The organism is Devosia sp. Root436 (assembly GCF_001426345.1).
Taxonomy (GTDB): Bacteria; Pseudomonadota; Alphaproteobacteria; order Rhizobiales; family Devosiaceae; genus Devosia.
On sequence record NZ_LMEM01000009.1, the window covers coordinates 23,587 to 50,205 of the forward strand.

Annotated in this window: 23 protein-coding genes and 1 other RNA gene; 16 read left to right on the forward strand and 8 right to left on the reverse strand. The window is 64.2% G+C overall.

Going from position 1 to position 26,619, the window contains the following annotated elements; translation table 11 throughout:
- The first annotated feature begins 68 nt into the window (after nt 1-68).
- The 3 genes from ASD04_RS05160 to ASD04_RS05170 are packed head-to-tail and all read left to right on the forward strand — an operon-like array spanning nt 69 to nt 3,045.
- On the forward strand, nt 69-1,562 hold the full coding sequence (locus tag ASD04_RS05160; protein WP_056253548.1) for a CHASE3 domain-containing protein: 1,494 nt from the start codon (nt 69-71) through the stop codon (nt 1,560-1,562).
- A complete protein-coding gene (locus ASD04_RS05165) occupies nt 1,559-2,005 on the forward strand; it encodes a response regulator (RefSeq protein ID WP_056253550.1) in 447 nt (148 codons plus the stop codon). The genes ASD04_RS05160 and ASD04_RS05165 overlap by 4 nt, the downstream gene beginning before the upstream one ends.
- 2 nt (nt 2,006-2,007) lie before the next feature.
- Nucleotides 2,008-3,045, forward strand: coding sequence for a histidine kinase dimerization/phosphoacceptor domain -containing protein (locus tag ASD04_RS05170; RefSeq protein ID WP_056253552.1), 1,038 nt, complete (start codon nt 2,008-2,010; stop codon nt 3,043-3,045).
- Here the strand turns inward: ASD04_RS05170 and ASD04_RS05175 are convergent.
- The 4 genes from ASD04_RS05175 to ASD04_RS05185 all read right to left on the reverse strand — a co-directional run bounded on the left by ASD04_RS05175 (nt 2,994) and on the right by ASD04_RS05185 (nt 5,003).
- Nucleotides 2,994-3,299, reverse strand: a complete 306-nt coding sequence (locus ASD04_RS05175) for a zinc-binding dehydrogenase (protein WP_056253556.1) — start codon at nt 3,297-3,299, stop codon at nt 2,994-2,996. The genes ASD04_RS05170 and ASD04_RS05175 overlap by 52 nt on opposite strands.
- A gap of 23 nt (nt 3,300-3,322) precedes the next feature.
- Nucleotides 3,323-3,719, reverse strand: an RNA gene (rnpB, locus tag ASD04_RS08805) — RNase P RNA component class A.
- 33 nt (nt 3,720-3,752) lie between these two features.
- Nucleotides 3,753-4,505, reverse strand: a complete 753-nt coding sequence (locus tag ASD04_RS05180; protein WP_244488256.1) for a DnaJ family molecular chaperone — start codon at nt 4,503-4,505, stop codon at nt 3,753-3,755.
- A gap of 129 nt (nt 4,506-4,634) precedes the next feature.
- A complete protein-coding gene (locus tag ASD04_RS05185; protein ID WP_244488257.1) occupies nt 4,635-5,003 on the reverse strand; it encodes a hypothetical protein in 369 nt (122 codons plus the stop codon).
- 87 nt (nt 5,004-5,090) lie between these two features.
- Between ASD04_RS05185 and ASD04_RS05190 the strand changes: the two genes are divergently transcribed.
- The 5 genes from ASD04_RS05190 (at nt 5,091) to ASD04_RS05210 (ending at nt 10,068) form a co-directional block, all read left to right on the forward strand.
- On the forward strand, nt 5,091-6,581 hold the full coding sequence (locus ASD04_RS05190) for a carboxypeptidase M32 (RefSeq protein ID WP_056253561.1): 1,491 nt from the start codon (nt 5,091-5,093) through the stop codon (nt 6,579-6,581).
- 267 nt (nt 6,582-6,848) lie between these two features.
- Complete coding sequence (locus tag ASD04_RS05195) at nt 6,849-8,444, forward strand: ABC-F family ATP-binding cassette domain-containing protein (RefSeq protein WP_056253564.1); 1,596 nt, start codon at nt 6,849-6,851, stop codon at nt 8,442-8,444.
- Nucleotides 8,445-8,541: 97 nt separating this feature from the next.
- The gene (locus tag ASD04_RS05200) at nt 8,542-8,976 is read left to right on the forward strand and encodes a curlin (RefSeq protein WP_056253567.1); all 435 of its coding nucleotides are present in this window, start codon (nt 8,542-8,544) and stop codon (nt 8,974-8,976) included.
- 81 nt (nt 8,977-9,057) lie between these two features.
- Nucleotides 9,058-9,441 (forward strand): curli-like amyloid fiber formation chaperone CsgH, encoded by a 384-nt coding sequence (gene csgH, locus ASD04_RS05205; RefSeq protein ID WP_056253570.1) that lies wholly within the window; start codon nt 9,058-9,060, stop codon nt 9,439-9,441.
- 207 nt (nt 9,442-9,648) lie between these two features.
- Nucleotides 9,649-10,068 carry a hypothetical protein gene (locus tag ASD04_RS05210; protein WP_056253573.1) on the forward strand — a complete coding sequence of 140 codons (420 nt, stop codon included), beginning with the start codon at nt 9,649-9,651 and terminating at the stop codon, nt 10,066-10,068.
- An 85-nt stretch (nt 10,069-10,153) separates the two neighbouring features.
- Here the strand turns inward: ASD04_RS05210 and pbpC are convergent, their stop codons facing one another.
- From pbpC to ASD04_RS05230, 4 genes are all read right to left on the reverse strand, one after another.
- Nucleotides 10,154-12,271 carry a penicillin-binding protein 1C gene (gene pbpC / locus ASD04_RS05215; RefSeq protein ID WP_082531008.1) on the reverse strand — a complete coding sequence of 706 codons (2,118 nt, stop codon included), beginning with the start codon at nt 12,269-12,271 and terminating at the stop codon, nt 10,154-10,156.
- A 213-nt stretch (nt 12,272-12,484) separates the two neighbouring features.
- Nucleotides 12,485-17,983: an alpha-2-macroglobulin family protein gene (locus tag ASD04_RS05220; RefSeq protein ID WP_056253575.1), complete on the reverse strand. Its 5,499-nt coding sequence runs from the start codon at nt 17,981-17,983 to the stop codon at nt 12,485-12,487.
- 162 nt (nt 17,984-18,145) lie between these two features.
- Nucleotides 18,146-18,565, reverse strand: coding sequence for an RNA polymerase-binding protein DksA (gene dksA / locus ASD04_RS05225; protein ID WP_056253578.1), 420 nt, complete (start codon nt 18,563-18,565; stop codon nt 18,146-18,148).
- 153 nt (nt 18,566-18,718) lie between these two features.
- Nucleotides 18,719-19,138, reverse strand: coding sequence for a flagellar assembly protein FliX (locus ASD04_RS05230; RefSeq protein WP_056253580.1), 420 nt, complete (start codon nt 19,136-19,138; stop codon nt 18,719-18,721).
- 299 nt (nt 19,139-19,437) lie between these two features.
- On the opposite strand from ASD04_RS05230, the gene ASD04_RS05235 reads away from it, so the two are divergent.
- The 8 genes from ASD04_RS05235 to flaF all read left to right on the forward strand — a co-directional run bounded on the left by ASD04_RS05235 (nt 19,438) and on the right by flaF (nt 26,600).
- Nucleotides 19,438-20,511 (forward strand): flagellar basal body P-ring protein FlgI, encoded by a 1,074-nt coding sequence (locus ASD04_RS05235; protein ID WP_082555214.1) that lies wholly within the window; start codon nt 19,438-19,440, stop codon nt 20,509-20,511.
- Nucleotides 20,511-20,828 carry a rod-binding protein gene (locus ASD04_RS05240; protein ID WP_056253583.1) on the forward strand — a complete coding sequence of 106 codons (318 nt, stop codon included), beginning with the start codon at nt 20,511-20,513 and terminating at the stop codon, nt 20,826-20,828. Before ASD04_RS05235 ends, ASD04_RS05240 begins: the two co-directional genes overlap by 1 nt.
- Nucleotides 20,825-21,292 carry a hypothetical protein gene (locus tag ASD04_RS05245; protein WP_056253586.1) on the forward strand — a complete coding sequence of 156 codons (468 nt, stop codon included), beginning with the start codon at nt 20,825-20,827 and terminating at the stop codon, nt 21,290-21,292. The genes ASD04_RS05240 and ASD04_RS05245 overlap by 4 nt, the downstream gene beginning before the upstream one ends.
- Nucleotides 21,293-21,396: 104 nt before the next feature.
- On the forward strand, nt 21,397-21,744 hold the full coding sequence (locus ASD04_RS05250) for a hypothetical protein (protein ID WP_056253588.1): 348 nt from the start codon (nt 21,397-21,399) through the stop codon (nt 21,742-21,744).
- A gap of 209 nt (nt 21,745-21,953) precedes the next feature.
- Entirely contained in the window at nt 21,954-23,726 is a 1,773-nt protein-coding gene (locus ASD04_RS05255; protein ID WP_056253591.1) for a flagellin, read from the forward strand.
- A 192-nt stretch (nt 23,727-23,918) separates the two neighbouring features.
- Nucleotides 23,919-25,733 carry a flagellin gene (locus ASD04_RS05260; RefSeq protein ID WP_056253592.1) on the forward strand — a complete coding sequence of 605 codons (1,815 nt, stop codon included), beginning with the start codon at nt 23,919-23,921 and terminating at the stop codon, nt 25,731-25,733.
- Nucleotides 25,734-25,849: 116 nt separating this feature from the next.
- A complete protein-coding gene (gene flbT / locus ASD04_RS05265; RefSeq protein ID WP_056253595.1) occupies nt 25,850-26,275 on the forward strand; it encodes a flagellar biosynthesis repressor FlbT in 426 nt (141 codons plus the stop codon).
- On the forward strand, nt 26,226-26,600 hold the full coding sequence (gene flaF / locus ASD04_RS05270) for a flagellar biosynthesis regulator FlaF (protein WP_082531012.1): 375 nt from the start codon (nt 26,226-26,228) through the stop codon (nt 26,598-26,600). The genes flbT and flaF overlap by 50 nt, the downstream gene beginning before the upstream one ends.
- The last annotated feature ends 19 nt before the right edge of the window (nt 26,601-26,619 follow it).

Below are 26,619 nucleotides of genomic sequence, written 5' to 3' on the forward strand. Positions count from 1 at the left end.
TTAATATTTGCATATTGCGAGACGCTTGGGTTCCGGGCCATGAACATGTGACGAGGGGAGCCCGCGCATTGCCCATTTCATCGAACGTCTTCGTACGCTCGACCGTCGCCTTGCTGGTCGTCGCCTTTCTGGCCCTGGCCGGTATTGTCGGCACCACCATCTGGCTGGTCGAACGCACTCAGGTCTATTTCAACGAAGTGGTCGAGGCGCGTGATGCGCGCACCGTGACGGTGGACCTGCGCACCGCCCTGCAGGACGCCGAAACCGGGCAGCGCGGCTTCCTGCTGACGCAGAACGAGGCCTATCTGGAGCCCTATGCGGCGGCGCTGCAGACGGTCGAGGCCCAGTTTGCGGAGCTGAAGGCGGTGCTGGCGCCCTACCCCCAGGCCGCCGAGCCGCTCACGGCCCTGCGCGCCGACATCGATTTCAAGCTCGCCGAGATGGAACACACCATCGAACTGGTCCGCGCCGGGCGGGTTGCCGAGGCGCTTGCCGTGGTCGATACCGACAACGGCAAGGCGGCGATGGATCGCTCGCGGGTATTTTTCGACGCCCTCATCAAGGCGGCCGACGATCGGCTGAGCACGGGCGTCAGAGACCAGCGCGACGCCGCCACCGCGCTGCGCTGGGTGACCATTGTCGGCGCCTTCGTGATCTTAGCGGTCGCGGGCGGCGCGATCTGGACGGTCATGACCCATACGCGCGAATTGGCCAGTGCCCGCCGCGAAGTCGATCTTGCCAATACCGGCCTGGAGGAGCGCGTGCGCGAACGCACGTCCGAGCTGGGCCGGGCCAACGAGGAAATCCAGCGCTTCGCCTATATCGTGACGCACGATCTGCGGGCGCCGCTGGTCAATATCATGGGCTTCACCAGCGAGCTGGAAACCAGCGTCGGCCAGCTTGCCGGCTATATGAAGGACCACCCCGACGACGGCGATCCACACCTCGCGGAAGCCAGGGTGGCCGCGACCGAGGATCTGCCGGAAGCCATCACCTTCATCCGAGCGGCCACCCGCAAGATGGACAGCCTGATCAACGCCATCCTCAAGATTTCGCGCGAAGGCCGGCGGCAGCTCAAGGCCGAGACGCTGGACCTGGGTGATATCATCGCGGCGACCGTGGCCAGCGTGCAGCACCAGATTGCCGAAAGCGGCGGCGTGGCGACCGTGGATGTGCAGGTGCCGCGCATCACCTCGGACCGGCTGTCGCTGGAACAGATTTTCGGCAACCTGCTCGACAATGCCGTCAAGTATCAGCAACCCGGACGGCCGCTGAACATTGTAGTCCGAGCGCGGCAAGCCTGGGGCAACCGGATCGAAATCGAGATCGAGGATAACGGCCGTGGCATCGCCGCTGCCGACCACGAGCGCGTGTTCGAGCTGTTCCGCCGCGCCGGCACCCAGAGCCAGCCCGGCGAAGGCATCGGCCTGGCCCATGTGCGGACCATGGTTCGCAGCCTGGGCGGCGACATCACCCTGCGCTCCGAGCCGGATGCAGGCACGACTTTCATCATCACCCTGCCGCGCGACCTGCGCAGCTATCTAGGGAGCCAAGGCAAATGAGCAATGACGGCAAGCCCGTAACCATCATCATGATCGAGGACGACGAGGGCCATGCGCGCCTCATCGAGAAGAACATCCGCCGCGCCGGCGTCGCCAACGAGATCATTCCCTTCGCCAACGGCACCGATGCCCTGGCCTTCCTGATGGGGCCCGATGGCAGCGGCATTACCAACAAGGGCCGGCAATTGCTGGTGCTGCTCGACCTCAACCTGCCGGACATGACCGGCGTGGACATTCTCGAAAAGGTCAAGGGCAACGAGCATACGCGGCGCTCCCCGGTAGTCGTTCTCACCACCACCGACGATCAGCGCGAAATCCAGCGCTGCTATGACCTGGGCGCCAATGTCTACATCACCAAGCCGGTGGACTATGACGGTTTTGCCAATGCGATCCGCCAGCTTGGGCTGTTCTTCTCGGTCATGCAGGTTCCGGAAACCGACTGATCATGGCCAACCGGACGCCGTGTGTCCTTTATGTCGATGACGATGCCGGCCTCGCCCGATTGGTGCAGAAGGCGCTGGAGCGGCGTGGCTATGTCTTCGAGCATGCCACCACCGGCGAGGATGGACTCGCCCGCATCCGCCAGGGCGGCATCGACGTAGTGGCGCTCGACCACTACCTGCCCGCCGGCACCGGGCTGGACGTGCTGGCCCACATGGTTGGCATCCAGGACCCGCCGGCCGTGGTCTATGTGACGGGCACGGCAGAAACCGCCGTCGCCGTCGCCGCGCTCAAGGCCGGGGCAGCGGACTATGTGCTCAAGACCGTCGACAGCGACTTTCTCGAATTGCTCTGCACCGCCATCGAGCAGGCTGCCGAACTGCTGCGGCTGAACCGTGCCCAGGCGCAGGCCGAGCGCGAAATGCGCGAAGCGCGCGAGCGCGCCGAAATGCTGCTGGGCGAGGTCAATCACCGCGTCGCCAACAGCCTGGCCATGGTCGCCGCCCTGGTCGGGCTGCAGGCCAATGCCGTCGACAATGAAGAGGCCAGGGGCGCCCTCGCCGAGACGCAGGTCCGCATCCAGGCCATTGCCGGGGTCCACCGCCACCTCTACACGTCGGACGACGTGCGCTCGGTCCAGATCGGGGACTATCTGCATAGTCTGGCAGCCGAACTCGAAGCCACCATGCAGGCGGCCGGCAACGATTCCCGCATCCTGGTGACGGTCGAGAATTTCACCATTCCCACCGAGAAGGCGGCATCCATTGGGGTGGTCGTCACCGAACTGGTCACCAACGCCATCAAATACGCCTATGCCGACCGGGCCCGCGGCGACGTGCGCATCATCATGGCGCGCGACCAGGACCAGACCATCGACCTCCGCGTCGAGGATGACGGCATCGGCTGGGATGGTACCGGCAAGCCGCAGGGCACCGGACTCGGCAGCCGTATCGTCAAGGCGATGGCGCACAGCCTCGGCGCCAGGGTGGGCTATGGCAGCACCGGCAGCGGCACCAAGGTTTCACTGCGCTTCACGGCATGATCCGCATCACTCAGCTGGACCACGACGTCGCCGGCCTTGCGCCCGGCCTCGACGTAAAGATGTGCATCGGCGACCTGGGTCAGCGGAAAGCGCCGGTCGGTCACCGCCCGCACCGCGCCGGCTTCGACCAGTGCGACGAGTACGTCCATGTCCTTGAGCTGGCATCCACCGGCCGCAACCAGCGCGCTGGTGGCAGCAGCCCAATTCGCCTTCCTCCGGCGTTGCTCGCCTAAAATGGCACCGCCGACCTCCATCTCTGGAGATCGGCGGCATATTCTACGCCAGTTGACCTATAAGCCGGGTTCTGTAGGGCCGCGTTTCCGCGACGTGGTGACCATTCATCTGTGGCGCCTGTTGCCAGGACGCTCGTGCAACCAACCCGGATGATCTGGCCTCGAAACAGGCTGGGGACAAGGTTTATCCTTGGCCCCGCGTCATCCCTATTTGGTCTTGCTCCCGGTGGGGTTTACCGTGCGGTCCCTGTTGCCAGGCACCCGGTGCGCTCTTACCGCACCCTTTCACCCTTACCCAGCCGAGGCCGGGCGGTTTGCTTTCTGTGGCACTTTCCCTAGGGTCGCCCCCGCCGGCCGTTAGCCGGCACCGTGTTTCGAAGGAGCCCGGACTTTCCTCCAGCAGCAGGTTACCCCACTGCCAGCGGCCACCCGGTCAACTGGCAGGGGTGATGTAGAGAGCTAGAGGCCCCCGCGTCAAGCGCTGGCCGGATCGGCAGTCAGCAGCGGCGTCTGCCGGGGCTTGGTCAGCGCCTGGTAGGCGAGGTTGATCGCCTTCATCCGCGCGGTTGCCACATCGATCAGATCCTCGGGTACGCCCTTGGCGATCAGCCGGTCGGGGTGATGCTCGGCCACCAGCGAGCGATAGACGCGACGGATTTCATCCGGATCGGCATTGGGCGCCAGGCCCAGCACGGCATAGGGATCAACGCCCGCTTCCAGCCGCACATGCTGGCTGGCCATCTGCTCGAAGCGCATCTCGTCGAAGCCGAAAATGTCGCTGACATTCTTGAGATAGTCGAGCTCGGCCTCATGCACCATGCCATCGGCGGTCGCGATATAGAACAGGCTATCGAGCACATGTTCCAGCGTATCGGGGCTGTCGGCGAAGAAGCGGGTAACCTTGCGCGCATAGGCGTCGTAGCCGGCAACATCCTGCTTGGCCAGGTTGAACACCCGCGCCACCTGCTCCTCGTGGCCATGGGCGATTTCCACCGTGGCGCGGAAAGCGCGCTCCTCGGAAGCCGTCACCGCGCCGTCGGCCACCGCCATCTTGGCGGCAAGCGCAATCAGCGCCAGCGTGAAGGCGGCATCGCGCCCGCCCGGCAGCCAGGTATCAGGGTCGAGCGCATTGACCAACGACCCTGCCAGGCCCGTTCGCTGGCCGAACGAGCCGACGAAGTCGCTCAATCTCTGCCACATGTCGATTTTCTCTTCAGGCTTGCGCATGCAATCCACTACCGGCTGCGCCTTTGCGAGGGGAATCGGGCGATCATCTGCCCGATCAGGACGTGCACGATAACGAGTGCGGGCTGCCAGGTCCATTGCCGGCAGCGCATGGCCGCCTCTTGCGTAGCGTTAGTCCGCCTTCTCTTCGCTGCGGCGTGCCACGACGAATTCCCGCCCGCCGGGCAATCGCGCGGTATTGGGCCTGTCGGGATCGACCACGCGCCAGAATGGCAGCGCCTTGCGGCCGGCCTGATGGTCGGCGACGGACCTGGCTGCAACGAGCTTGATCATGCGCTGGGTGGTCACCGGGCAGGTCGCTTCGGCGCCATATTGCCGCGCCAGATTGTCCCGCAACTCGGCGAGCGAGCGCGTCTCGCCCAAGGGCACGGCCTCGATCTGGCGGGCAACGGCCTCGGCGCTGGGCAGCAGCATGGCCTGATCGACCATGACCCCGTTGACCCGGTGTGGGCGGTTCTTGATGGCGCTGTCGTCTGTCATGGCACCAGCATAGCGCATCGACGCGGCGCGGCTTGATCGAATTTGCGCTCTGTGAAAGAGCTTGGGCAAATACCGGAGTTAGCCCGCATGTCCTTCCAGAAACTCGACACCCTCGGCCGCAAGCTCGAAGCGCTGGAGCATGCGCTGTCCATATTGGGCGCCGATGAAGCCACGCATATGGCGGTGGGCGGCGGTGAGAAGCGGGCCGAGGCCATGTCCAACCTGGCCGGCATGTATCATGCCCAGGCCACCGCGCCCGAAATCGCCGACTGGATCGAGGCGGCGAAGCCAGAGAGCGAGGACCAGAAACTCGCTTTGGCCGAGTTCAAGCGGCAATATATCAACGCCACCTGCCTGCCGACCGAGTTCGTCGAGCGGCGTACGGCCGCCACGATGCGCTCGGAACAGCTGTGGCGCGACCTGCGCGCCAAGGGCGACTGGGACAGTTTTTTGCCGGCGCTGGAAGGCGTGGTGGCTCTGGTGCGCGAGGAGGCGCAGTTGCGTAGCGAGGCGCTGAAGCTGGCGCCCTATGATGCGCTGATGGACCAGTATGATCCCGGCAACCGGACGGCCGAGCTCGACGGGGTGTTCGACGATCTCAAGAGCTTCCTCAAGGGCTTCGTGCCCGAGGCGCTGGATGCGCAGGAGCGCCGGCTGGCCAGGCGCCCGCGCAAGAGCCTCAACGGGCCTTACCCGATCGACAAGCAGCGCGAACTGGGCCTGGGCGCCATGCGCGCCGTCGGCTTCGACTTTACCCATGGCTCGCTTGCCGTGTCGCATCACCCCTTTTGCGGCGGCGTACCGACCGATGTGCGCATGACCACGCGCTATCGCACGGACGAATTCCTGTCTTCGCTCATGGGCGTGCTGCATGAAACCGGCCACGCACTCTATGAGCAGGGCCTGCCCAAGGACTGGTCGCATTGGCCGCTCGGCAAGGCGCGCGGCATGGGCATCCACGAAAGCCAGAGCCTGTTCGTGGAAATGCAGCTTGCCCGCAGCCCCGAATTCTGGGAATTCGCCCTGCCACTGGTGCATCTGCATCTGGGCGAGGGCGCCATTCCCGGCTGGGATATCGCCGATATCCTCAACGAGGTGAACTTCGTCGAGCGCGGCTATATCCGCGTCGATGCCGACGAGGTGACCTATCCGCTTCATGTCATCCTGCGCTATGAGCTGGAACAGGACCTGGTCAATGGCAAGCTCGAAGCCAGCCAGATTCCCGAGGCCTGGGACGCCAAGATGACCGAATATCTCGGCATCTCGACCATCAACGACCCCAAGGATGGCCCGATGCAGGACGTGCATTGGCCCGGCGGCGCCTTTGGCTACTTCCCGAGCTACACGCTGGGCGCCATGATCGCCGCACAGCAATGGGCGGCGCTGGAAAAGGCCCAGCCTGATGTGCGCGAGGATATCAGGAAGGGCGAGTTCGGCGGGGTGAACCAATGGCGGAGCCACAATATCTGGAGCCAGGGTTCGCGCTGGTCGACGCCGGAGCTGATTACGCGGGCAACGGGTGAGAAGCTGAATGCGGACTTCTTCAAGGCGCATTTGAAGAAGCGGTATTTGGGGTAGGCACCTCTTCACCTCTCCCTTTGGGGGAGAGGTCGACTTGTGAAGCAAGGCGGGTGAGGGGGCCTTCCCCACGCACCGCACCAGTAAAGGCCCCCTCACCCGGCCTACGGCCGACCTCTCCCCCAAAGGGAGAGGTAAGAGAGGCCAGAACTTGACATCCCTGCCACCGTCCCTATTTTCCACCCAACCGCAGCACTGACCGGACGGTTCTCATGGATTCCACGCTGAACGACTGCCTCGCTTGCATCGCTCACCTGGAATCCGTCCATGCCTGCCTCCGTTTCCCTGCGTCAGCTTTCCTATTCGACATCAGCTAACCAGCCGCTTTTCACCGGTCTCGATCTTGCCTTTGGCAGTGGCCGTACCGGACTCATCGGCCGTAACGGCACGGGCAAATCCACTTTGCTCCGCATCATCACCGGGCACCTGCAACCCACCGCCGGGTCGGTGACGGTGCAGGGCGGCATCGGCATGCTCAACCAGTCGGTCCAGGTCGCGCCCGGCGACACGGTGGGCGATCATCTCGGCGTCGCCGCCGAACTGGCGCGGCTTGATCGGCTGGAACAGGAACTGGGCACCATCGACGATGCCGCCGAAGCGGACTGGACCCTGCCCGGCCGGATCGAAACGGCGCTTGCCGATGTCGGCCTGCTGGCCTATGCGCCGGACCGGCTGCTATCGACGCTGAGCGGCGGCCAGCGCACGCGGCTGGCCCTGGCCCGGCTGATCCTGGCGGCGCCCGATATCATCCTGCTCGACGAGCCCACCAACAACCTGGATGCCGACGGACGGCAGGCGGTGATCGACCTGCTGCATGGCTGGCGCGGCGCGGCCATCGTGGTCAGCCACGATCGCGCCTTGCTGGGTGAAATGGATGCCATTGTCGAGCTGACGACGCTGGGCGCCAGGACCTACGGCGGCAACTGGGACCACTATGCCGAGCGCAAGGCGCTGGACCTGGCAGCGGCGGAACATGAACTCTCCACGGCCGAGCGCAAGGTCGCCGAGATCGCCCGCAAGATTCAGGCCGTGGCCGAAAAGAAGGCCCGCAAGGACGGCGCCGGCAAACACAGGGCCGCCAGAGGCGATATTCCCAAGATCATGCTGGGCGGCATGAAGGAGAACTCGGAAAATACCAGCGGCGAGGGCGCCCGCCTTGCCAGCCGCCTGCGCGGCGATGCAGCGGAGGCGGCCAGCGACGCCCGGGCCAAAGTGGAAATCCTGACGCCGCTATCGGTAGTCCTGATGTCCACCGGCTTGCCTGCCGGTCGCACTATATTGCAGGCGGATAGCCTGACCGGTGGGCCGGATGAGACATTGCCGGTCATCCGCGATCTGTCGCTGCAACTGACCGGGCCGGAACGCGTCGCCATCACCGGCCCCAATGGATCGGGCAAGACGACGCTGTTGCGGCTGCTGACCGGCGTCCTGCCCGCCTTGTCCGGAACAGCCCGCATCCTCGTGCCCTTCGCCATGCTCGACCAGACCGTTAGCCTGCTCGACCCGGCGCTTTCCATCCGCGACAATTTCCGCAACCTCAACCCCGATGCGGACGAGAAGACCTGCCGGTCGGCGCTGGCCCATTTCATGTTCCGGGCCGATACGGCCCTGCAGCAAGTGGGCACGCTGAGCGGCGGCGAAATGCTGCGGGCGGGCCTGGCCTGCACCATCGGCGGCAATCACCCACCGCAACTGCTGGTGCTCGACGAACCCACCAATCACCTCGATATCCACGCCATCGAGCAGGTGGAAGCGGGACTACGGGGCTATGACGGCGCGCTGCTGGTGGTGAGCCATGACGCCGCGTTCCTCGAGGCCATCGGCATCGACCGAACAATTGCCTTGTCGATGAACGCAAACTGAACTCGCTCCTCAGAGGCCGTTCCAAATCAGTGGGCTAATCCTCGTGTCATCGGCAAGAAGCGCTCGGAGGGAGCGCAGCCAAGACAGGAGAGACCAAATGATCGCCAAGTTCTTCATCACCGCAGTCGCCGCCGTCGCCATCGCTGCCTCGGCTGCCCCCACCATGGCCAACGACGTCTTCGTCAACCAGTTCGGCTTCGGCAATGCCGCCGGCGGCAGCCAGCTCGGCTGGAACAACAAGCTCGGCATGCACCAGACCGGCAACTGGAACACCGCAGTCGGCCACCAGAATGGCGGCAACAATGTCGGCGCCATCGGCCAGCAGGGCAACAACAACTATGGCGACACCTGGCAGAACGGCTGGAACAACGCCGCCGGCGTCGGCCAGTTCGGCGACAACCACACCGCAGTCCTGACCCAGGACGGCAATGGCAATGTCGCGGCCGGCGTGCAGGTCGGCAATGGCTGCAACGCCAATGTGGTCCAGGCCGGCTCGGGCAATGTCACCGCCTTCGTCCAGGCCTGCCCCTGATCGGCTCCTTACGTGAGCTGCAAATAGCCGGAAGGGCCAACCCTTCCGGCTCGCCTGCCCAACCGATTTCAGGAGGAAGCCATGACCATCCCATCCCGGCGCAGCAGCGCCATCGCCATCGGCCTCGTCGTCGCCACGCTGGCAGCCAGTGCCGGCCTCGCCAATTCCACCAGCACCGCCCAATGTGGCCTCGCCACCAGTTCCGAACGCGGCATGCTGGCGCTCGAGGGCACCATCATCAGCCCGGTCGCCATCAGCGGCGAATACCGCCTCGCCATTCGCAGTTCAGGTAATGGCGGCTCGTCCAATATCAGCCAGGGCGGCTATTTCACCGCCAATGCCAACGAGGCCACGCCGCTCGGCAAGGTGCTGATCAATGCCGGCTCCAGCTACAGCATCGACTTCGATGTCACCGCCGGCGGTGCCACGATCGATTGCGACCAGGACATTGCGAGCCTGCGTTGAAAACACGACATCGAGACGGCTGAGGGCTCCGGGACACCGGGGCCCTTTTTCTTACCTCTCCCTTTGGGGGAGAGGTGAAGGCGCCCCCCGCCTGAATCGCTGAACCCATTCTGAACATCCCGCTCCAAACCGGTTCAGTCGCTTCCCCCTAGTGTCAGGTCATCGGCTGGAACACCAGCACCAACCAGACCCTCAGGGAGAGATGCCATGACCACCAAGTTCACCAGAACCTTCGCCGCCGCCTTCGTAGCCGCCGTCATCGGCGTCGCCGGCCTTGCCGCCCCCGCCATGGCCGCCGGCCAGGTGTCGATCAGCTTCACCCCGACCGACCCGGACCAGCAGCAGGCGCTCGGCACCGGCCTCCAGCTTTTCTCGCTGATGCAGGGCCTGTCCTCGACCGGCGCCAATGCCAGCCAGCATGGCAACTTCAATTCGGCCGGCTTCAATCAGAACGGTTCCGGCAATCATGGCCTGATCGTGCAGGAAGGCGATGGCCACCAGGGCACCATCGAGCAGAACGGCAACAACAATAATTGCGGACTGTTCCAGTTCGGCGAAAACACCAACGGCCAGTGCGTGCAGAATGGCGACGGCCAGTCGAGCATCACGACTGTCTTCGGGTTCTGATAGCAACCGATCTCGACACGACGGGCCCCTCGGGGCCCGTTTTCGTTTGCCCCGGCCGTGGTTGATGGGCAGCCGAGCACAGGCCCTAGTTCAAGAACACGGTCACCGTGTCCGCCCGACCCTCGGCATCTACCACCGATAGCGTGACGAAGCCGGGACCGTCGGGTTCCCACAAGCTCTGGCGGGCAAATTCGGGGCGGCCGAAGGGCGCGCCATTGGCGAAGAAGGTGAAGGGCGGCACACCATTGCGCACTTTGACCATCAGTGACGACATAGCGCCTTCGGCCAACCCCAGATCGACATCGACGCCATCGCCGGGAAAGGCGATTTCCGGAGCGGCGACGCGCGCGACCATATCTTCGTCCGGGTGACGGAAGCGGCGCAACGGGGTGGGCAACTCGCTGTTGGAGGCCAGGACCGCGCCCTGCGGCGCCCGGGGCAATGGCGCCTTGCGATTGCCCAGGCGGTCGAAGGCCTCGAACAGGATCGGCGCGGCGCCGGTAATGCCGGCAAGGCCCGGCACCGGGGCGCCATCGGGGCGACCGACCCAGACGCCGATAACTGTCTTGCCGTCGAAGCCGATGGCCCAGCCATCGCGATAGCCGTAGGAGGTGCCGGTCTTGTAGGCGATACGGCCCGGCGATCCGTTGAGCGGCGGCGGTACGTCGGCGAGAATGTCGGAGACATACCAGGCGGCTATCGGGTCTAGCACCGGGGCAGCGATCTCGGCGGCCGGCGCCGGATAGATGCCGTCATGGAGCTGGATCGGCATGCCGCCATTGCCGATGGCGGCATAGACCGAGACCAGATCGCGCAGGGTGATGCCGACGCCACCGAGTCCTACGGCGAGGCTGGGTGCGGTATCGACCGGCAGGCGGGGCTCGGCATGGGCGCGGCGCAGGCGCGAGACGAGGCGCGCCGGGCCGACCGCATCGAGCACCACCACGGCGGGGATATTGAGCGATTCCGTCAGGGCATCGTGGATGGTGACCGTGCCGCGATTGAAGCCGTCGAAATTGACCGGGACATAGGCGCCGAAGGCGGTTGGACGATCCTCGATCATGCTCTGGGGATGGGCCAGGCCCAGTTCGAAGGCGAGGCCGTAGATCAGTGGCTTGAGGGTCGAGCCGGGCGAGCGGATGGCATTGGTCATGTCGACGAAGCCGGCGCTTTCGGTGGCCAGCAGGCCCGCCGAGCCCACCGACGCCAGCACTTCGCCGCTGGCGATATCGGCGACTACGATGGCGACCGACACTTTTGGATCGATCAGGCGGGCACGACCGGCGGCGAGGTGCTCCAGGGCATCCTGCAAACGCTTGTCGATGGTCAGTTCTACCGAACGCGCCTCCGGCTGCGCCCTGACCGCCTGCTCGGCCATGTGGGCAGCCAGCATGGGGAAATCGCGGCGGGCCGATGACACCGGCTCTCGCTTGGCAGCGATGGCGTCCTCCTCGAGCAATGCGCCCATGGCCACCAGCCGGTCGAGCACCATGTCGCGGCTGCGCCGGGCCGCCACCGGATCGCGGTCGGGGCGGCGGGCCTCGGGCGATTGCGGCAGCGCCACCAGCAAGGCCGCTTCGGCGGTAGTGAGGCGCGTCGGCTCCTTGCCGAAATAGGCCAGGGTCGCGGCGCGAATGCCCTCGATATTGCCGCCATAGGGCGCCAGCGTCAGGTAGAGGTCGATGATCTCGTCCTTGCCGAGATCGTGTTCCAGCCGGTCGGCATGCACCATCTGGCGCAGCTTGCCCCAGACATTGCGGGTCGGCTCGCCCTCGATCAGCCGCGCCACCTGCATGGTGAGCGTCGAGCCGCCCGAGACGACGCGGCCACCGGCGCCGACGAACTGGCCGGCGGCGCGCAGCATGGAACTCCAGGCAATGCCGTGATGGTCGGCAAAGCCACGATCCTCGTAGGCAATGAGCATATCGATGAAGCGCGGATCGACCGCCGTCCGGTCCACCGGCAGGCGCCAGCGACCATCGCCGGTGGTGAAGGGCCGCAGCAGCAGGCCATCGCGGTCGGTTACGGCGACGGAAACCGGCAGTGTCGCCAGATCGGGCGTCGGCGGCAACGTCGCGGCTATGCCGATGATGGTGGAATTGAGCTGGATCGCCCCTGCGCAGGCGAGGACGAAGAGGCCAAAGCCGGTGAGGGTCAGCCAGCGCGTCCAATGGCGGCGATTGGCTGGGCCGGTATCACTCATAGGTTCGCGACCCATCACGGAGCGTCACCCTCGGGCTTGACCCGAGGGCTCTATACTTACCGCTTGCTCCGCAAGTGTAACGCCCTCGGGTCAAGCCCGAGGGTGACGGCTGGTGGGTGTGGAAGGCCCCCTCACCCGTCGGCTTCGCCGCCGACCTCTCCCCCAAAGGGAGAGGTGGGAGTGCGTACGACCCGCAATGCACCAACGCGGTCATCATGGCCCGGCCGGCGTGACCTCGATGGCGCCGGCAGCCGTGTTCGCCCGGAATTCGGGACGATACATGTCTTCCACCGTGGCGCCGGGCAGTACGAACGTACCCGGCGACACCGCGCGCACCAGATAGGCGGTGGTGAAGCTGCCGGTTTCGTCGAAGTAACGGAAGGCCGCGACATACTGGTCGGTGCGGGATTCGACATGGCTGGCGCTGTCGAGCTCGAGCCAGCTGAAGTCATTGACGCCACCGCCCGCCGACAGGTCGGGATTTTCGATCTCGAAGCCCGCAGGCAGCGGATCGGCTACCACATACTGGCCCGAACCGAGCGTCTGCGGCCGCACGCGCAGCACCACGATCAGCCGCTCGTTCTGCGCGATGGGCGCAGCCTGCGGATCGATCGGCGTGCCGTCGGGCAGGAAGTATTCGCGCGTGATGGTGAAACCGCTGCTGGTGGCTGGCGGCGGCGTGAGCGGATAGCCGGTCACGGTCACCTTGGCCTCGGTATCATCAGTGCCGGTATTGGCGACCTCGACCGTTGCGAAACCCTGCTGCTCGTAGCGGCGGTAGACCTGGCCGGTCAGGGCCTCGCCATCGAGCGTCACCGAGCCATCGGTGCTGGATGCACCAAGTGCGGCGGCGGCGAGCAGGGTCCAGCTATCCTCCTGTGTCGAGGTATAGGTGGCGCGGTCGCGCAGCTTGGCGAGCTGGTTGGCCAGATCGGTCAGGTTGACGCTGTCGGGCTTGAACTCGGCAGCCAGAGCCAGCACACCGGCCAGATCGCGCAGGCGGGTGCCATAGTCGCCGCGATAGCGCCGGATGTTGTCAGGGGCAGTGAGCCCGGCCACGGCCGCTTCGAAGGCGGAATTGGCCCGTGTCGGATCGCCGTAGAGCGCCAGTGCCGCCCCGAGTTGCGCCTGGGCCAGGGGCGAGCCGAAGGCCGAGAGGCGCGCCTCGTGATAGTAGCGCAGATCGCCCATGGAGACCCGCCCTGCCCGCGCCAGGTCGTAGAGCGCATAGGCGATATCCTCGCCGCCCTTGTCGAAATCGGCGGCGTAGGACAGCTGGTTGGCGAGATTGTCGAAGGCCATGGTCATCGACTGCTCGGGCACATCGTAGCCGGCGGCCACGGCGCGCTGCAGGAAGTCTGTGACAAAGCCGTCGAGCCACAGGTCACCGCCATCGAACGGCCCCCAGAGGCCGAAGCCGCCGTTGGAGCTCTGTTTGGAGAGCAGGTTGGCGATGGCGTCGATGACCGTCTGGTTGAGCTTGTCGTCACCCGCTATGCCCACGAGCTTGGCCACGTCGTTGAGATAGAGCAGCGGCAGGGCCCGGCTCGATAGCTGCTCGGCACAGCCATAGGGATAGCGATCGAGAGCCAGCAGCAGGCCGGGCACGTCGAGACGCGCGATCGGCCCGATAGCCAGGGTCATCGCCCCGGTATCGGACATGTAACTGTCGAAGAAGTCCGGTCCGACGGTGATGCTTTCGCCGGCCTTGATCGGCAGCACGCGGCTGGTGGTGACCGGCGCAGAGGTGGGCCGCACGCCGAGGAGCAGTTCCTTGGTCTGCATCGCGCCGTCGGGCGCCGTGATGGTCAGCACCACCGGCCAATCGCCGATCTGCATGCCGTTGAGCGTGAGGTCAAGCGCGGTTCGATCGCCGACCGCCAGTTCGACCTGGGTATCCGCGGCCGGGGTGGCGATGCCTTCACCGGTCGAGAGCGATACGCCATAGCTGCCCGCGCCACCGCTGAGATTGTTGATCTCGACCAGCAGGCGAGACTCATCGCCGACCCGCAGGAAACGCGGCGGGCTGAGGGTGACAACGACAGGATCGCGCACAATGACATCGGCCGAAGCATGGCCGACCGCTGTCTCGGTCCAGGCCATGGCCATGACCCGCACCGTGCCGGAGAAATCGGGCATGTCGAAGGTAATGATTGCCTTGCCCTCGGCATCGACTTCCACAATGCCTGAATGGAGGGCAACGAGGACCGAGGTTGCCGGGGGTGTGCCGGTGCGCGAGGCACCGCCGTCGCCGCCCGAACGCATGGCGCCGGCCAGACCCTGGGTCGGATCGATCAGCGAGCCATAGAGGTCACGTATATCCATGCCGAGCTGACGCTGGCCAAAATACCAGCCGTCAGGGTTCGGCACCTTGAAATTGGTGAGATTGAGAATGCCCAGATCCACCGCCGCCACCGCGACATAGGCCTGCTGGCCGGCAGCCAGATTGCCCAGTTCGACCGTGGTGGTGAAGCTCTGGCGCGGCAGGGTGACCTCGGGCGTGTCCAGCGTCACGTCGAGCTTGCGGTCGCCGGGCTCGACATCGGCAAAGGCGAGGCCCAGGGCCCGTGATGGCATGCGCTTCTCGGCGGCGTCGGACGGACGATAGAGGATCGCCGTGACATAGGCGCCGGGGCCCCATTCTTCAGTGACCTCCAACGGAACCGTGGTGCCGCCCTCGGGCACGTCCACCGCCTGCATGGCGATGACGCGGTTATCGACAACCATCACCAGCGCCGTGCCGGCAAACTGCGGATCGAGCTTGAGATTGGCGGTTTCGCCGACGCGATAGGCTGGCTTGTCGAGCGCCACCTGCAGCGTGTCGGGCGTGTCGCTGCCCGCATCGGCGTAATAGTAGCCGGCATAGAACTCGTAGCTGGACGAGGTGGCGCCCTCGCCGGTGCTTTGCACCTCGACGCGATAGCGGCCCCAATCGACATTGGCACCGATGGTTACCGGGCCGCCGTCAGGCGTAGCGGCGGTGCCGCTGGCGACTTCGCGCGAGGTGGTGATGGCCTCCCACTGCCAGGTGCTGCCATTGCGGTACCATTGATAATTGGTTTCGATGCGGGCGATGGTCCAGTTGAGGCCTGTCCTGGCAATGGCCTCGCCATCCGGAGAGACGGCGACGATATCGAAGCTGGCTTCGCTGCCTTCGGCAAGGCCCGAAGCGTCACTGAAGACCGGCTTGATGCCGATGCGATCGACGGTGGCGAGCAACGGCCGGCTGATGCTGCGTTCGATGCTGCGGCCATTGCTGTCGATGAGGCGGAGCAGCAGTTGCGCCGTGAGCGGTCGCGTCGTGGCCTGCGGCTCGGGCAGCACGATTTCGGCAACGACATTGCCGGCGTCATCGGTGGTGCCGACAACGCCCAGCGGTTCGCGGGTGGTTTCGATCGTGTCGTCGAGGCGACCAAACGTGTAGCCCGGAAAGCCTTCCAGCGTGCTCCTCGGGCTGACGATGGCATCGGCCTCGACGGCCAGATTGGGCGCCGTGGCGCCATAGAGATACTTGGCAGCAATATCGACCTCGGTGACCTCGCCGGCCACGACGGGCGCATCGGCGGCGCTGACCTCGAAGGCCAGGCGCTCGGGCTCGAAATCTTCCACAAGGAAGCTGGTGCTGGAAAGAGCCTGCGCGTCGGGGTCGGCATAGAGCCGGGCGGTCCACGAGCCGCGCATGGCTTCGGCCACCATGGGCAAGGCGACGAAATAGCCGCCCGCACCCTGGTCGTTGAGCAATTGCGTGCTGGCGACGACGCCATCCGGGCGCTCGACCTCCAGCGTCAGCGGCAGGCCGGTTACGGCAACGGCCCGTTCATCACGCAGCAAAGCAGTGAGATAGACGGTTTCGCCGGGGCGATAGACGCCGCGCTCGGTGGTGGCGAACAGGTCGAGCGGACCCGGCGAGGGCCGGCCCTCGACGCCGCGATCGGTCAGGTCGAAAGCCGGGCGGCCGAGGTCGAGGAAGGCATAGTCGCCATCATCGGTTTCGGCGACCAGCAATTGCGGCGCCCTGCCCCCTTCGCCGCGCGCCAGGCCCGGCGCAAAAATGGCGCGGCCATCGGCATCGGTGGTGGCTTCGCCCAGGATTTCATTGTTGACGGCCACAAGGCGCACGGTGGCGCCTTCGACCGGCTGGGCATCATCGAGGCCGCGCACGAAGGCATGGACGCCGTCGTCGCCAGAAATGGTGGTGAGACCGAGGTCGGTAACGATGAACCACTGCGTGGCCACGCTGTCCCAGTATTCGGTATTTTCGTCCTTGATCTTGGCGGTGATCACATAGGCGCCCGCCTCCATCTGGCCAATCGTCTCGGCCACCGGAATGGCCGTAGTGGTCAATTCGTTCGGCTGACCGCGCGCCAGATCGACCTCGCCCTGCCAGACCTGTTCGCCGACACGGCCGGCAATGTCCTCGGCGTCATACTCGGTGAGGCTGCCCTGGAAGATGCCATCGCGTACGGCGGTCGCTATCGAGCGGTCGCCAACGCGATAGATCATGACCTGAGCCACATCGGCATTGACCGAGGTGATCGGCAGACCGCCGCCGAGACCGGCGGGCATGACATAGGCATTGTTGGCAAAGCCGACAAAGGGCGAGCGATCGGGCACGTAGACGTCGAGCACGACATCCTTGAGCAGTTCCTCGCCATCGACCGACGGCAGGCCGGCGCGCAGGCGAATGGCATAGCGCCCGCCATGCTGCACGCCCTCGATGCAAATCTGGTCCTGCTCGGCCTCGACGGCGGCCTGCGGCGTATCGGTGACGACCACATAGGCCGAAAGGTCGGTGGAACTGTAAGGGAGCGGGCTGGAGAAGACGGCGCAGATGCGCGGCGCGGCTCCCTCGGCATCGACGACGTGATTGACCACGCGGAAGCCATGCTGGGCAACGACATCGTCGAGATGCGTCGCGACCCCATCATTGGCGGCCAGTTGGAGGCTCACGCGATAAGTGGCGATCACCTCCCGCCACATTTCGCGATATTCCATGCCATTGGCGAGGGTGGCCAGGGCATTGGCGCGATCCAGCGGTGCACTCGCGCGCAGGAAGGCATTCATGGCAGCGGCGGTGGCAACCCGCGCCAGATCGGCGCTGTTGTCGCCTTCCGACTGCCCCGCGACCATCTCGGCCTGCGTCAGTGCGGCCTGGGCCAGTGCCTGCCAGACCGCACGGTCATTGGCGTTGATGGCCAGCGCCTGCCGATAGGCGACGATAGCTGCAGCGGGGTTGTCGGCAGCGGCGGCTTCATTGCCGGACTGCACCAGGCTGGCATAGGTCACCTTGGGCGGCGGCGCGTCGGTCTGGAGCAGGTTGTTGGCGAAACTGCGGGCGTCGCCGATGATACCCTGGGCGGGGAATGGCAGTTCGGCCTGACGGACAGCCTCGATCACCGCAGGCGACGGCGCGCGGCTGACCCGTCCGGACGTGGCGCCGGAAAATTCTGTCGGCTCGCCCACGGTGCCCTTGAGGAAGCACCAGTTCGACTGCGAATTGAAGGTGAAGGCCCGGCAGATATTATCGCCGGCACAGGCCGCGCTGCAGGCGTCGAGGTCGGTGTTGCGGATAATCGAATAATCGTAACCCGGCAGATCGGTATTCGGCAGTTGGGTGATCTTGTAGTCCGCTGCCATCGCCGCTGCCGGCAAGCCCAGGGCGAGAATAACAGCCAGGCCCAGCGCACGCATCTTCGAGACGATCTGCAGCATCGTTGTCCCTCCCAAGCTCAACGCCATCATATGGACGCGAAGCTGAGGCGGAAACAAGGCCACAACAATATCGGATCGCCAGAAGATTAACGTTTGCCAATCCAGCAAGAAAAGGCCCGCATTGTCCGCGGGCCTTCATTGCATTGTCATTTTCCGGAGAGCTTATTCGTCCCGATAGACCTTCTCGCGGCGCTCGTGCATTTCCTGGGCTTCCAGGCTCAGCGTAGCGATGGGGCGGGCGTCGAGACGGGCAATGCCGATCGGATCGCCGGTTTCCTCGCAATAGCCGTAGGTGCCATCGTCAATGCGCTTGAGCGCCGCATCGATCTTGGAGATCAGCTTGCGCTGGCGATCGCGGGTGCGCAGTTCGAGCGAGCGGTCGCTTTCGGAACTGGCACGATCCGCCATATCAGGGTGATTCTGGCTTTCTTCCTGCAGGTTCTCCAGGGTCTCGCGGCTCTCGCGGAGGATATCATCCTTCCACGCGTTGAGCTTGGCCCGGAAATACTCCCGCTGGCGCGGGTTCATGAACGGCTCGTTGTCACTGGGCCGGTATTCAACCACTTCTGCAACCGAAGACATCAGCAGACTCAACTCCAATGCACCCCTAAGGCGGCCTATATATGCGCCTCGACCCCACCGGGCAAGCGCACAAAAGCGGCGGTGCTTAACACAGGAAAGCCCCGGCGCGTCAGGCGCATAGCGCGATATTGACAACATTTTGATGACCAGGGGTCAGACGGCCGGGAAACGCCCGAACTTGGCCAGTTCCACACGCACGCGCAGATCGATGTCATCGAGCACCGCGTCAAGCCCCGGCAGCGAGCGCTCGCGCGCTTCGGACAGCATGGCTACCATCCGGTCCAGCCGATCGGCACTGATCCGGCCGACCAGCAGATCCGCCTTGATATCGTCGAGCAGATCAAGCAGCGAGGCCCCGCGCCGCGCCGCCTTCTTCCGGCCGCTGAGCGGACCGTCCACGGCCTGCAGGGCCAGGATGGCGTCAATCCCGCCGGTGACCTGCATCGGCACATTGCCCGCCACCCGCGCCGGGGCATTGCCGCCGGCCGGCACGAAATCTCCGCTCGCGCCGGAACGGCCGACAGCACTGCCGCGGCCGGCGCCCGTCGTTCGGTTGGTGGTTTCGATGCGCAAGGCTGGACTCAAATCGGTTTGCTGCGGTCACCGGCAAAATCTGCCGCCAGCCGTTAACAAGGCCTTAACGCGCCCGGCAAGAATTGCTCACCAGGCCGCCCGGATGGGCCAAACCCGACCCAGACCAGGACAAATCCCCTTGAATCTCAACGCACTGTCGCTGCCGGAGCAAACTGGCACGGTTTTCGCAATGTGATCGGCGAGTGCTGGGCCATGGGGATGGTACGGCCGGAATACGGGGATGCCGAATGACCAAATCACTGCTGCACAAGCTGATCGCGGGGGCACTCACCATTATAATGGTGCTGCTGCCGACGCTCGAAGCCCAGGCCGCGGCCGCGCGCATCAAGGATATCGTCGACTTCGAGGGCGTACGCGAAAACCAACTGGTCGGCTATGGCCTGGTGGTCGGGCTCAACGGCACCGGCGACAGCCTCAACAATTCCCCATTCACCAAGCAGTCGCTGCAATCGATGCTGGAGCGGCTTGGTGTGAATACGGCTGGCGAGAATGTCCGCACCGCCAATGTGGCGGCCGTCATGGTCACCGCCAACCTGCCGCCCTTCGCTACCCAGGGTTCGCGCATGGACGTGTCGGTCGCGGCACTGGGTGACAGCGATAGCCTGCAGGGTGGCACGCTGCTGGTGACCCCGCTGCTCGGGGCCGATGGCGAAGTCTATGCCATCGCCCAGGGCCCGGTTTCCATCAATGGCTTCAAGGCCGAGGGCGACGCCGCCACCATCATTTCCGGCGTGCCCACCACCGGCCGCATTTCCTCGGGCGCCCTGATCGAGCGCGAGATCGACTTCCACCTCGGCAGCCAGACCTCGCTGCGCCTGGCCTTGCGCAACCCGGACCTGACGACCGCACGCCGCATTGCCCTGGCCGTCAACGACTTCATCGGCGCCCCCACCGCAACGCCGGAAGACCCCGCCACGGTGCGCGTCACCCTGCCCTATGGCTTCAACGGCAATATCGTCGATCTGCTGACCGACATCGAGCAGTTGATGGTCGAGACTGACCAGATTGCCAAGATCGTCATCGACGAAAATTCCGGCATCATCGTCATGGGCAAGGATGTGCGCGTGTCGAGCGTGGCGGTGGCACAATCCAACCTCACCGTCACCATCGCCGAGAACCCCAATGTGGTGCAGCCCAATCCGCTGAGCCTGGGCGTGACGGCCGTCGAACCCAATACCGACCTCAACGCCAACCTGTCCGAGACCGCCCTGTCGGTCGTCAACGAATCCGTATCGCTGCAGGAACTGGTGGACGGGCTGAACGCGCTGGGCATCTCCCCGCGCGACCTGATCGCCATCCTGCAGGCGATCAAGGCGACCGGCGCGCTGCAGGCAGAAATCGAGGTGCTGTGATGCTGGAGACCATCAAGCAGGCCGGCTCGACGCTCACGCCGGGCCAGATCGCCAAGGTCCGTCAGCAGGCCGAAGATTTTGAGGGCGTGTTCCTCAATACGCTGACCAAGGAACTCTTCTCGTCCATCAAGACCGACGCCAGCGTCATGGGCGGCGGCTTTGGCGAAGAGACCTGGCGCTCCATGCAATCCGAACAGCTTGCCAACACCATGGCGCAGAATGGCGGGCTGGGTATCGCCGAACAACTCCTGCCCGACCTGCTCGCCATGCAGGAAGCGGCCAATAACCAGAACACCTTGCCGGGAGCCTATAAATGACCGCAGCCGCACGCCTCGCCGCCCTCGACAGCCTGCCGGCCGACGAGCTCTGCCGCATGGCCGAGATCGCCCTCGCCGCCCTTGTCGACGTGATGAACCAGGAAACCACCCTGCTTCGCGCCGGCCATATGCGGCGGGCTGGCACGCTGACGCCTGAAAAGACGCGGCTGGCGCAGGACTATGTGAGCTTTGCCCGCTCGGTGCAGCGCCAGGGTGCGCGCCTCAAGGCGCAGGCGCCCGATGCCGTCGAGCGCCTGCGCCTGGGCCACGAGCGCCTGGCCACGCAGATGGCCGAGAACCTGCGCGTTCTGGCAACGGCGCGGATGGTCACCGAAGACCTGCTGACAGATGTCGCCAAGATCGTGGGACAGCAGAACAAGGCAAAGACCTATGGACGCGGCGGCGCCATTGCAACAGACCCAGCAGCATCGGCCCGTGGCATCGCAGTCAATCGGGCGCTTTGACTTGAGGTCAATTTTAACCAATTGTAACGGATTGAAGTAAAGGCGCTGCAAGAGCGGTGTATATATGATGACAGCTGGCATTCGTGAATGCACTGGACAGCGTCATGATTACTGCAATTGCGGCAGATCCAATCATCAGTAGCAGCGGCCTCGCTGGCTATCGCACGCGCCCCAACCTTGGGGAGCGCAGCCTGCTGCCCGATAGCCCGCCGCCGGCGCCCAAGAATTCCGGCGCCAGCGACAATGGCACCTTCCCCCAGCATGACACGCCGGCCGAACCACTGCCGAAGCAAGACGCGGAAAGCTTTGGCGTCGCCTCCTTGTTTGCCGCCGCCGTAATTGCCGGCAAGATGCCGCCGGTACCCACCACGATGGAAGAACTGATCATGCGCATCGGCTCCATTCCGCTACCGCCGGAATCCGAGGCCCGGATCAAGGATCTGCTGGCCTAGGTTAAACGCAAGCTAACGCAGCGCACGACCGCACCAGAACAAAGCCCCGGCAATCCGGGGCTTTTTATTTTTGGCCGTCAGGTATCGTGCGCAATTTGCCCAAATATTCATCAGCCGCTTAATCCTTCTTTAGAGCCTGTCGGATGAGGATCGCCTTGCCTCAGGAAGAGGCGCTTTAGTTTGCGTAATCCTAGAAAAGGACTCTACAAATGGGTGACATCTCTCTTTCGAAAGCCGTCCGCTCGAACCTGCTCTCGCTCAAGAGCACCGCGGACATGATGGCGTCGACGCAAAACCGTCTCGCCACCGGCAACAAGGTCAACTCGGCTCTCGACAATCCGTCCAGCTGGTTCACCGCCCAGGGCCTCAACAACCGCGCCAGCGATCTCGGCGCCCTGCTCGACTCGATGGCTAACGGCGTTCAGACGCTGGAAGCCGCCGACAATGGCCTGACCGCCATGACCAAGACCCTTGAATCTATGCAGTCGACCCTGCGCCAGGCGCGTCAGGACAAGTCCTTCCAGACCTCGTCCTTCGTGCTGAACAAGGTTGATGCCAATGCCGAAGACCTCGGCCAGCTGACCTTCACGGGTGGTTCGGTCACCAACACTGTCGGTATCGACCTGACCAAGACCGGTTCGGGCTCGACGGCTTCTACCGCCGCCAAGTACGAAGCGCCTGCCGCCGCTGCCAAGGCAACCGCCGTCGGCGACGTGGCCAATGACGGCTCAGTCGACGCCACCTTCACTGTGGAGTTTGGTGGCAAGACTGCAACCTTCAACTATGTTGCAGACGCGACCACGCCGACGCTGGCCGACATGGAAGCACAGATCGCCGATCAACTGGCCGACTCTGAGCTCGCCGGTGTTGTTGAATTTGCCTCCACGGGCGGCAAGTTCACCTTCTCGACAGCCGAAAACGCCGATGGCGACATCACTGTTGGCGGCACCGACGTTGATGCGGTCTTCGGTACCGCTCCGGCTGACCCGGACGCTCCGGTTGCCGGCGAACGCACTGCCACCACCGGTTCCGATGGCATGCACGAGCTCACGATCAACGGCAAGAAGGTCACGCTCGACGTTACGACTGGTGCCGATGCCGAGACTGCCGTTGCCACCATCAACACTGCCCTTGGCGCCGACAAGAAGTTCGAAGCGTTCAAGGACACCGGCGGCAAGATCGGCATTCGCGCCATCGCCGACGATGCCGGCACGCTGACGATCGGTGGCGCTGACGCTGCCCTGTTTGCCGCTCCCACCACCAGCACCACGCTGAAGTTCGCACGTTCGGTCGACGAACTGGTGACGGCCATCAACGACAACACGTCGCTGAAGGGCAGCATCCGCGCCTCCAACGACAATGGCAAGCTGCGTATCGAGAACCAGTCGACCAAGGCTCTCGATGTCGAAGGCCTGACCGACGGCAAGATCAGCGGCGGCACTGCCAAGTCGTCGATCGACGGTAACTCGGTTCGTTCCGGCCTGGCCGATCAGTTCAACGAACTGCGCGACCAGCTCGACAAGCTTGCCGATGACGCTGCCTTCAACGGTATCAACCTGCTGCGTGGCGACAAGCTGTCGATCACCTTCAATGAGACCGGCACGTCCTCGATCGATATCCAGACCAAGGACAACAAGACGATCAACTCGGCCAACCTGGGCGTGTCGACCACTCTTGAAGCCTCCGATCTGGACAGCGACACTTCGATCGATGCCCAGCTGAGCAAGTTGAAGTCTGCCCTGAACGACGTTCGTGCCCAGGCTTCGTCCTTCGGCTCGAATCTCTCGATCGTGCAGAATCGCCAGACCTTCACCAACTCGATGATCGACACCCTCCAGAGCGGTGCCGGTAACCTGACCCTGGCCGACATGAACGCGGAAGCTGCCAATCTTCTGGCTCTGCAGACGCGCCAGTCGCTCTCGCAGAACTCGCTGTCGCTGGCCAGCCAGGCCGACCAGTCGGTTCTCCAGCTGATCCGCTAAGTCCAGGCTACATCGACATAAATTGGAAGGGCGGGCCGCAAGGTCCGCCCTTTCTCTTTGTGCCTGCCAACCGGTTATGGTTTATGCCGCGTCAATTTTCATGGTTAACGCCGCTTTAACGAAAGGCTGCCTAAATGGTTACCAACGGGGCCAGAACAGGCCCGAAGGACCAATAGGGCAAGGATCACATAGATGTCCGACATTTCTCTTTCGAAAGCAGTTCGCTCCAACCTGCTCTCGCTGCAGGGCACTGCGGACATGATGGCGCGCACCCAGGATCGCCTGGCGACCGGCAACAAGGTCAATTCCGCGCTGGACAATCCGAGCAACTGGTTCACGGCCCAGGGCCTCAACAATCGCGCCAGCGACCTTGGCGCCCTGCTCGACTCGATGGCCAATGGCGTCCAGACCCTGGAAGCCGCCGACAATGGCCTCACCGCCATGACCAAGACGCTGGAATCGATGCAGTCGACCCTGCGCCAGGCGCGCCAGGACAAGTCGTTCCAGACCGAATCCTTCGTGATGGCCGATATCGACGCCAATGACCCGCTGCTCGGCACGCTGAATTTCTCGGGCGGCGCGATAACCAACACGGTCAATGTCGACCTGATCAAGACCGGCACGGGCTTCTCGGCTGCCATGACGGATGCCTATGCGGCACCGACCGCTGCGGGCAAGGCTTCGCTGGCACCGGGCAGCGCCGTCACCCCTCTCGTCGATGCCGACGTCCAGGCCGCGCTCGACCTCAAATTTAAGTTTGACGGCGGCGATGAGCTCGACCTGAGCTTGTCGCTCGACGCGACCCGCACGCTGGCCGAAACTGCTACCCTGATGCAGGAGAAGATCGACGCGTCCTCCGTTTATGCGGGCAAGGTCACGGTTACCCAGGTCGGTGGTGTCTTCAAACTCGAGACTGTTGGCAATGTCGACGGCGAGTTCGAGGTTACCGGCGGCGACGCTGACGCCTTCTTTGGCACTGCTCCAGTTGATCCGGATGCGCCAACGACCGCCGAACGCCAGTCCGCCGAAGGCTCCAACGGCACGCACGATTTCACCATCAACGGCAAGAAGATCACGCTCACGCCCACGACCGGCCTTGATCTCGATACCGCCATTGCCTCGATCAACACCCAGCTCGGCGGCGACGCCAAGTTCGAGGCTTACGACGCCCTGGGCGGCAAGATCGGCCTGCGCGCAATCAAGGACAATGCCGGCCCCCTGACCATCGGCGGGCCCGATGCGGACTTCTTCGGCATCCCGGCGGGCGGCGTCGTTGCCGGCACCTCAGGCACGCTGAATTTTGCCCGCACCACCGACGAAATGGTGGCCGTCATCAACGCCAATACCGCGCTGAAGGGCAATATTCGTGCTTCCAACGACAATGGCAAGCTGCGCATCGAAAACCAGTCGACCCAGGAGCTGACTGTCGAGGGCAAGGATGCCGACGGGGCCATCAATGGCGGCACCGGCACCTCCACCATCGGCGGCAATTCGGTGCGTACGGGCCTGGCCGACCAGTTCAACGAGTTGCGCGACCAGCTCGACAAGCTCGCCGACGACGCCTCGTTCAACGGCATCAACCTGTTGCGCGGCGACAAGCTGACCATCACCTTCAACGAGACGGGCACATCGTCCATCGACATCCAGACCAAGGGCGGCGACACCATCAACGCCAGCAATCTGGGCGTGCCGACCTCGCTGTTGCCCGAACAGCTCGACAGCGATCTGTCGATCGATGCGTTGCTGACCGACGTCAAGGCCGCGCTCGACCAGGTTCGGTCGCAGGCATCCACTTTCGGCTCGAACCTGTCGATCGTCGAAAACCGCCAGACCTTCACCAACTCGATGGTGGACACGCTGCAGACCGGCGCCGGCAACCTCACCCTGGCCGACATGAACGAAGAAGCGGCCAACCTGCTGGCGCTGCAGACCCGCCAGCAGCTGTCGCAGAACTCGCTGTCGCTGGCCAGCCAGGCCGACCAGTCGATCCTGCAGCTGCTGCGGTAAACGCTCCATTCAGGACAAACCAGCGATGAAGGCGGGCCAAGGCCCGCCTTCATTGTTTTCGCCACAGTCGCAAGCTAGATCAAAGAGGATAATTGCGAGTCGGGAGGCTTGGCTGAATGGCGCTCAAGGTGGAACTGAAACCTGGCGAAAAACTGTTGGTGGGCAACTGCATCATCACCAATTCGGACCAGCGCACGCGCCTGTTTATCGATGGCCGGGCGCCCATCCTTCGCGAGAAGGACATCCTGACATCGGAGACCGCCACGACGCCAGCGAAGCGGATCTACCTGGCAATACAGCTGATGTATATCGACGAGGACCTGGAAGCGGCCAGGATTTCCTACACCAACCTGTCGAAAGACTTCCTCGAAGCCGTCCCCTCGGCAATTGAAATCATTAACCAAATCAATAACGAGATATTAACTGGCGCCCTGTACAAAGCTCTGAAAGCTGCCCAACGGCTTACCGAGTACGAACAGGAACTCCTAGACCATGCATCAGCAAGGCGCTCTGGCCTACCAGCAGACGACGAAAGTCGTTGAATCGCCCCGTGAACGCGAATCTGCCCTGCTGATGAAGGCGGCCGCCGGCCTGCAACGCGTGAAGGATGAGTGGGATATCGGCACCCAGCAGGAGCTCAAGTCGGCCCTGGCCTTCAACCGCAAGCTCTGGACCATCTTCATGGCCTCGGTGACCAAGGAAGACAATCCCCTGCCCCAGGACGTGCGCCAGAACATCGCCAATCTGGGCATGTTCATCATGAACCAGACCCGCGACATCCTGCTCGAAGTCAATCCGCAGCCACAACAGCTCGACGTGCTGGTGCGGCTCAACCGCCAGATTGCCGCCGGCCTGCGCGGCAACTGACCGGACACCCCCTAAACAA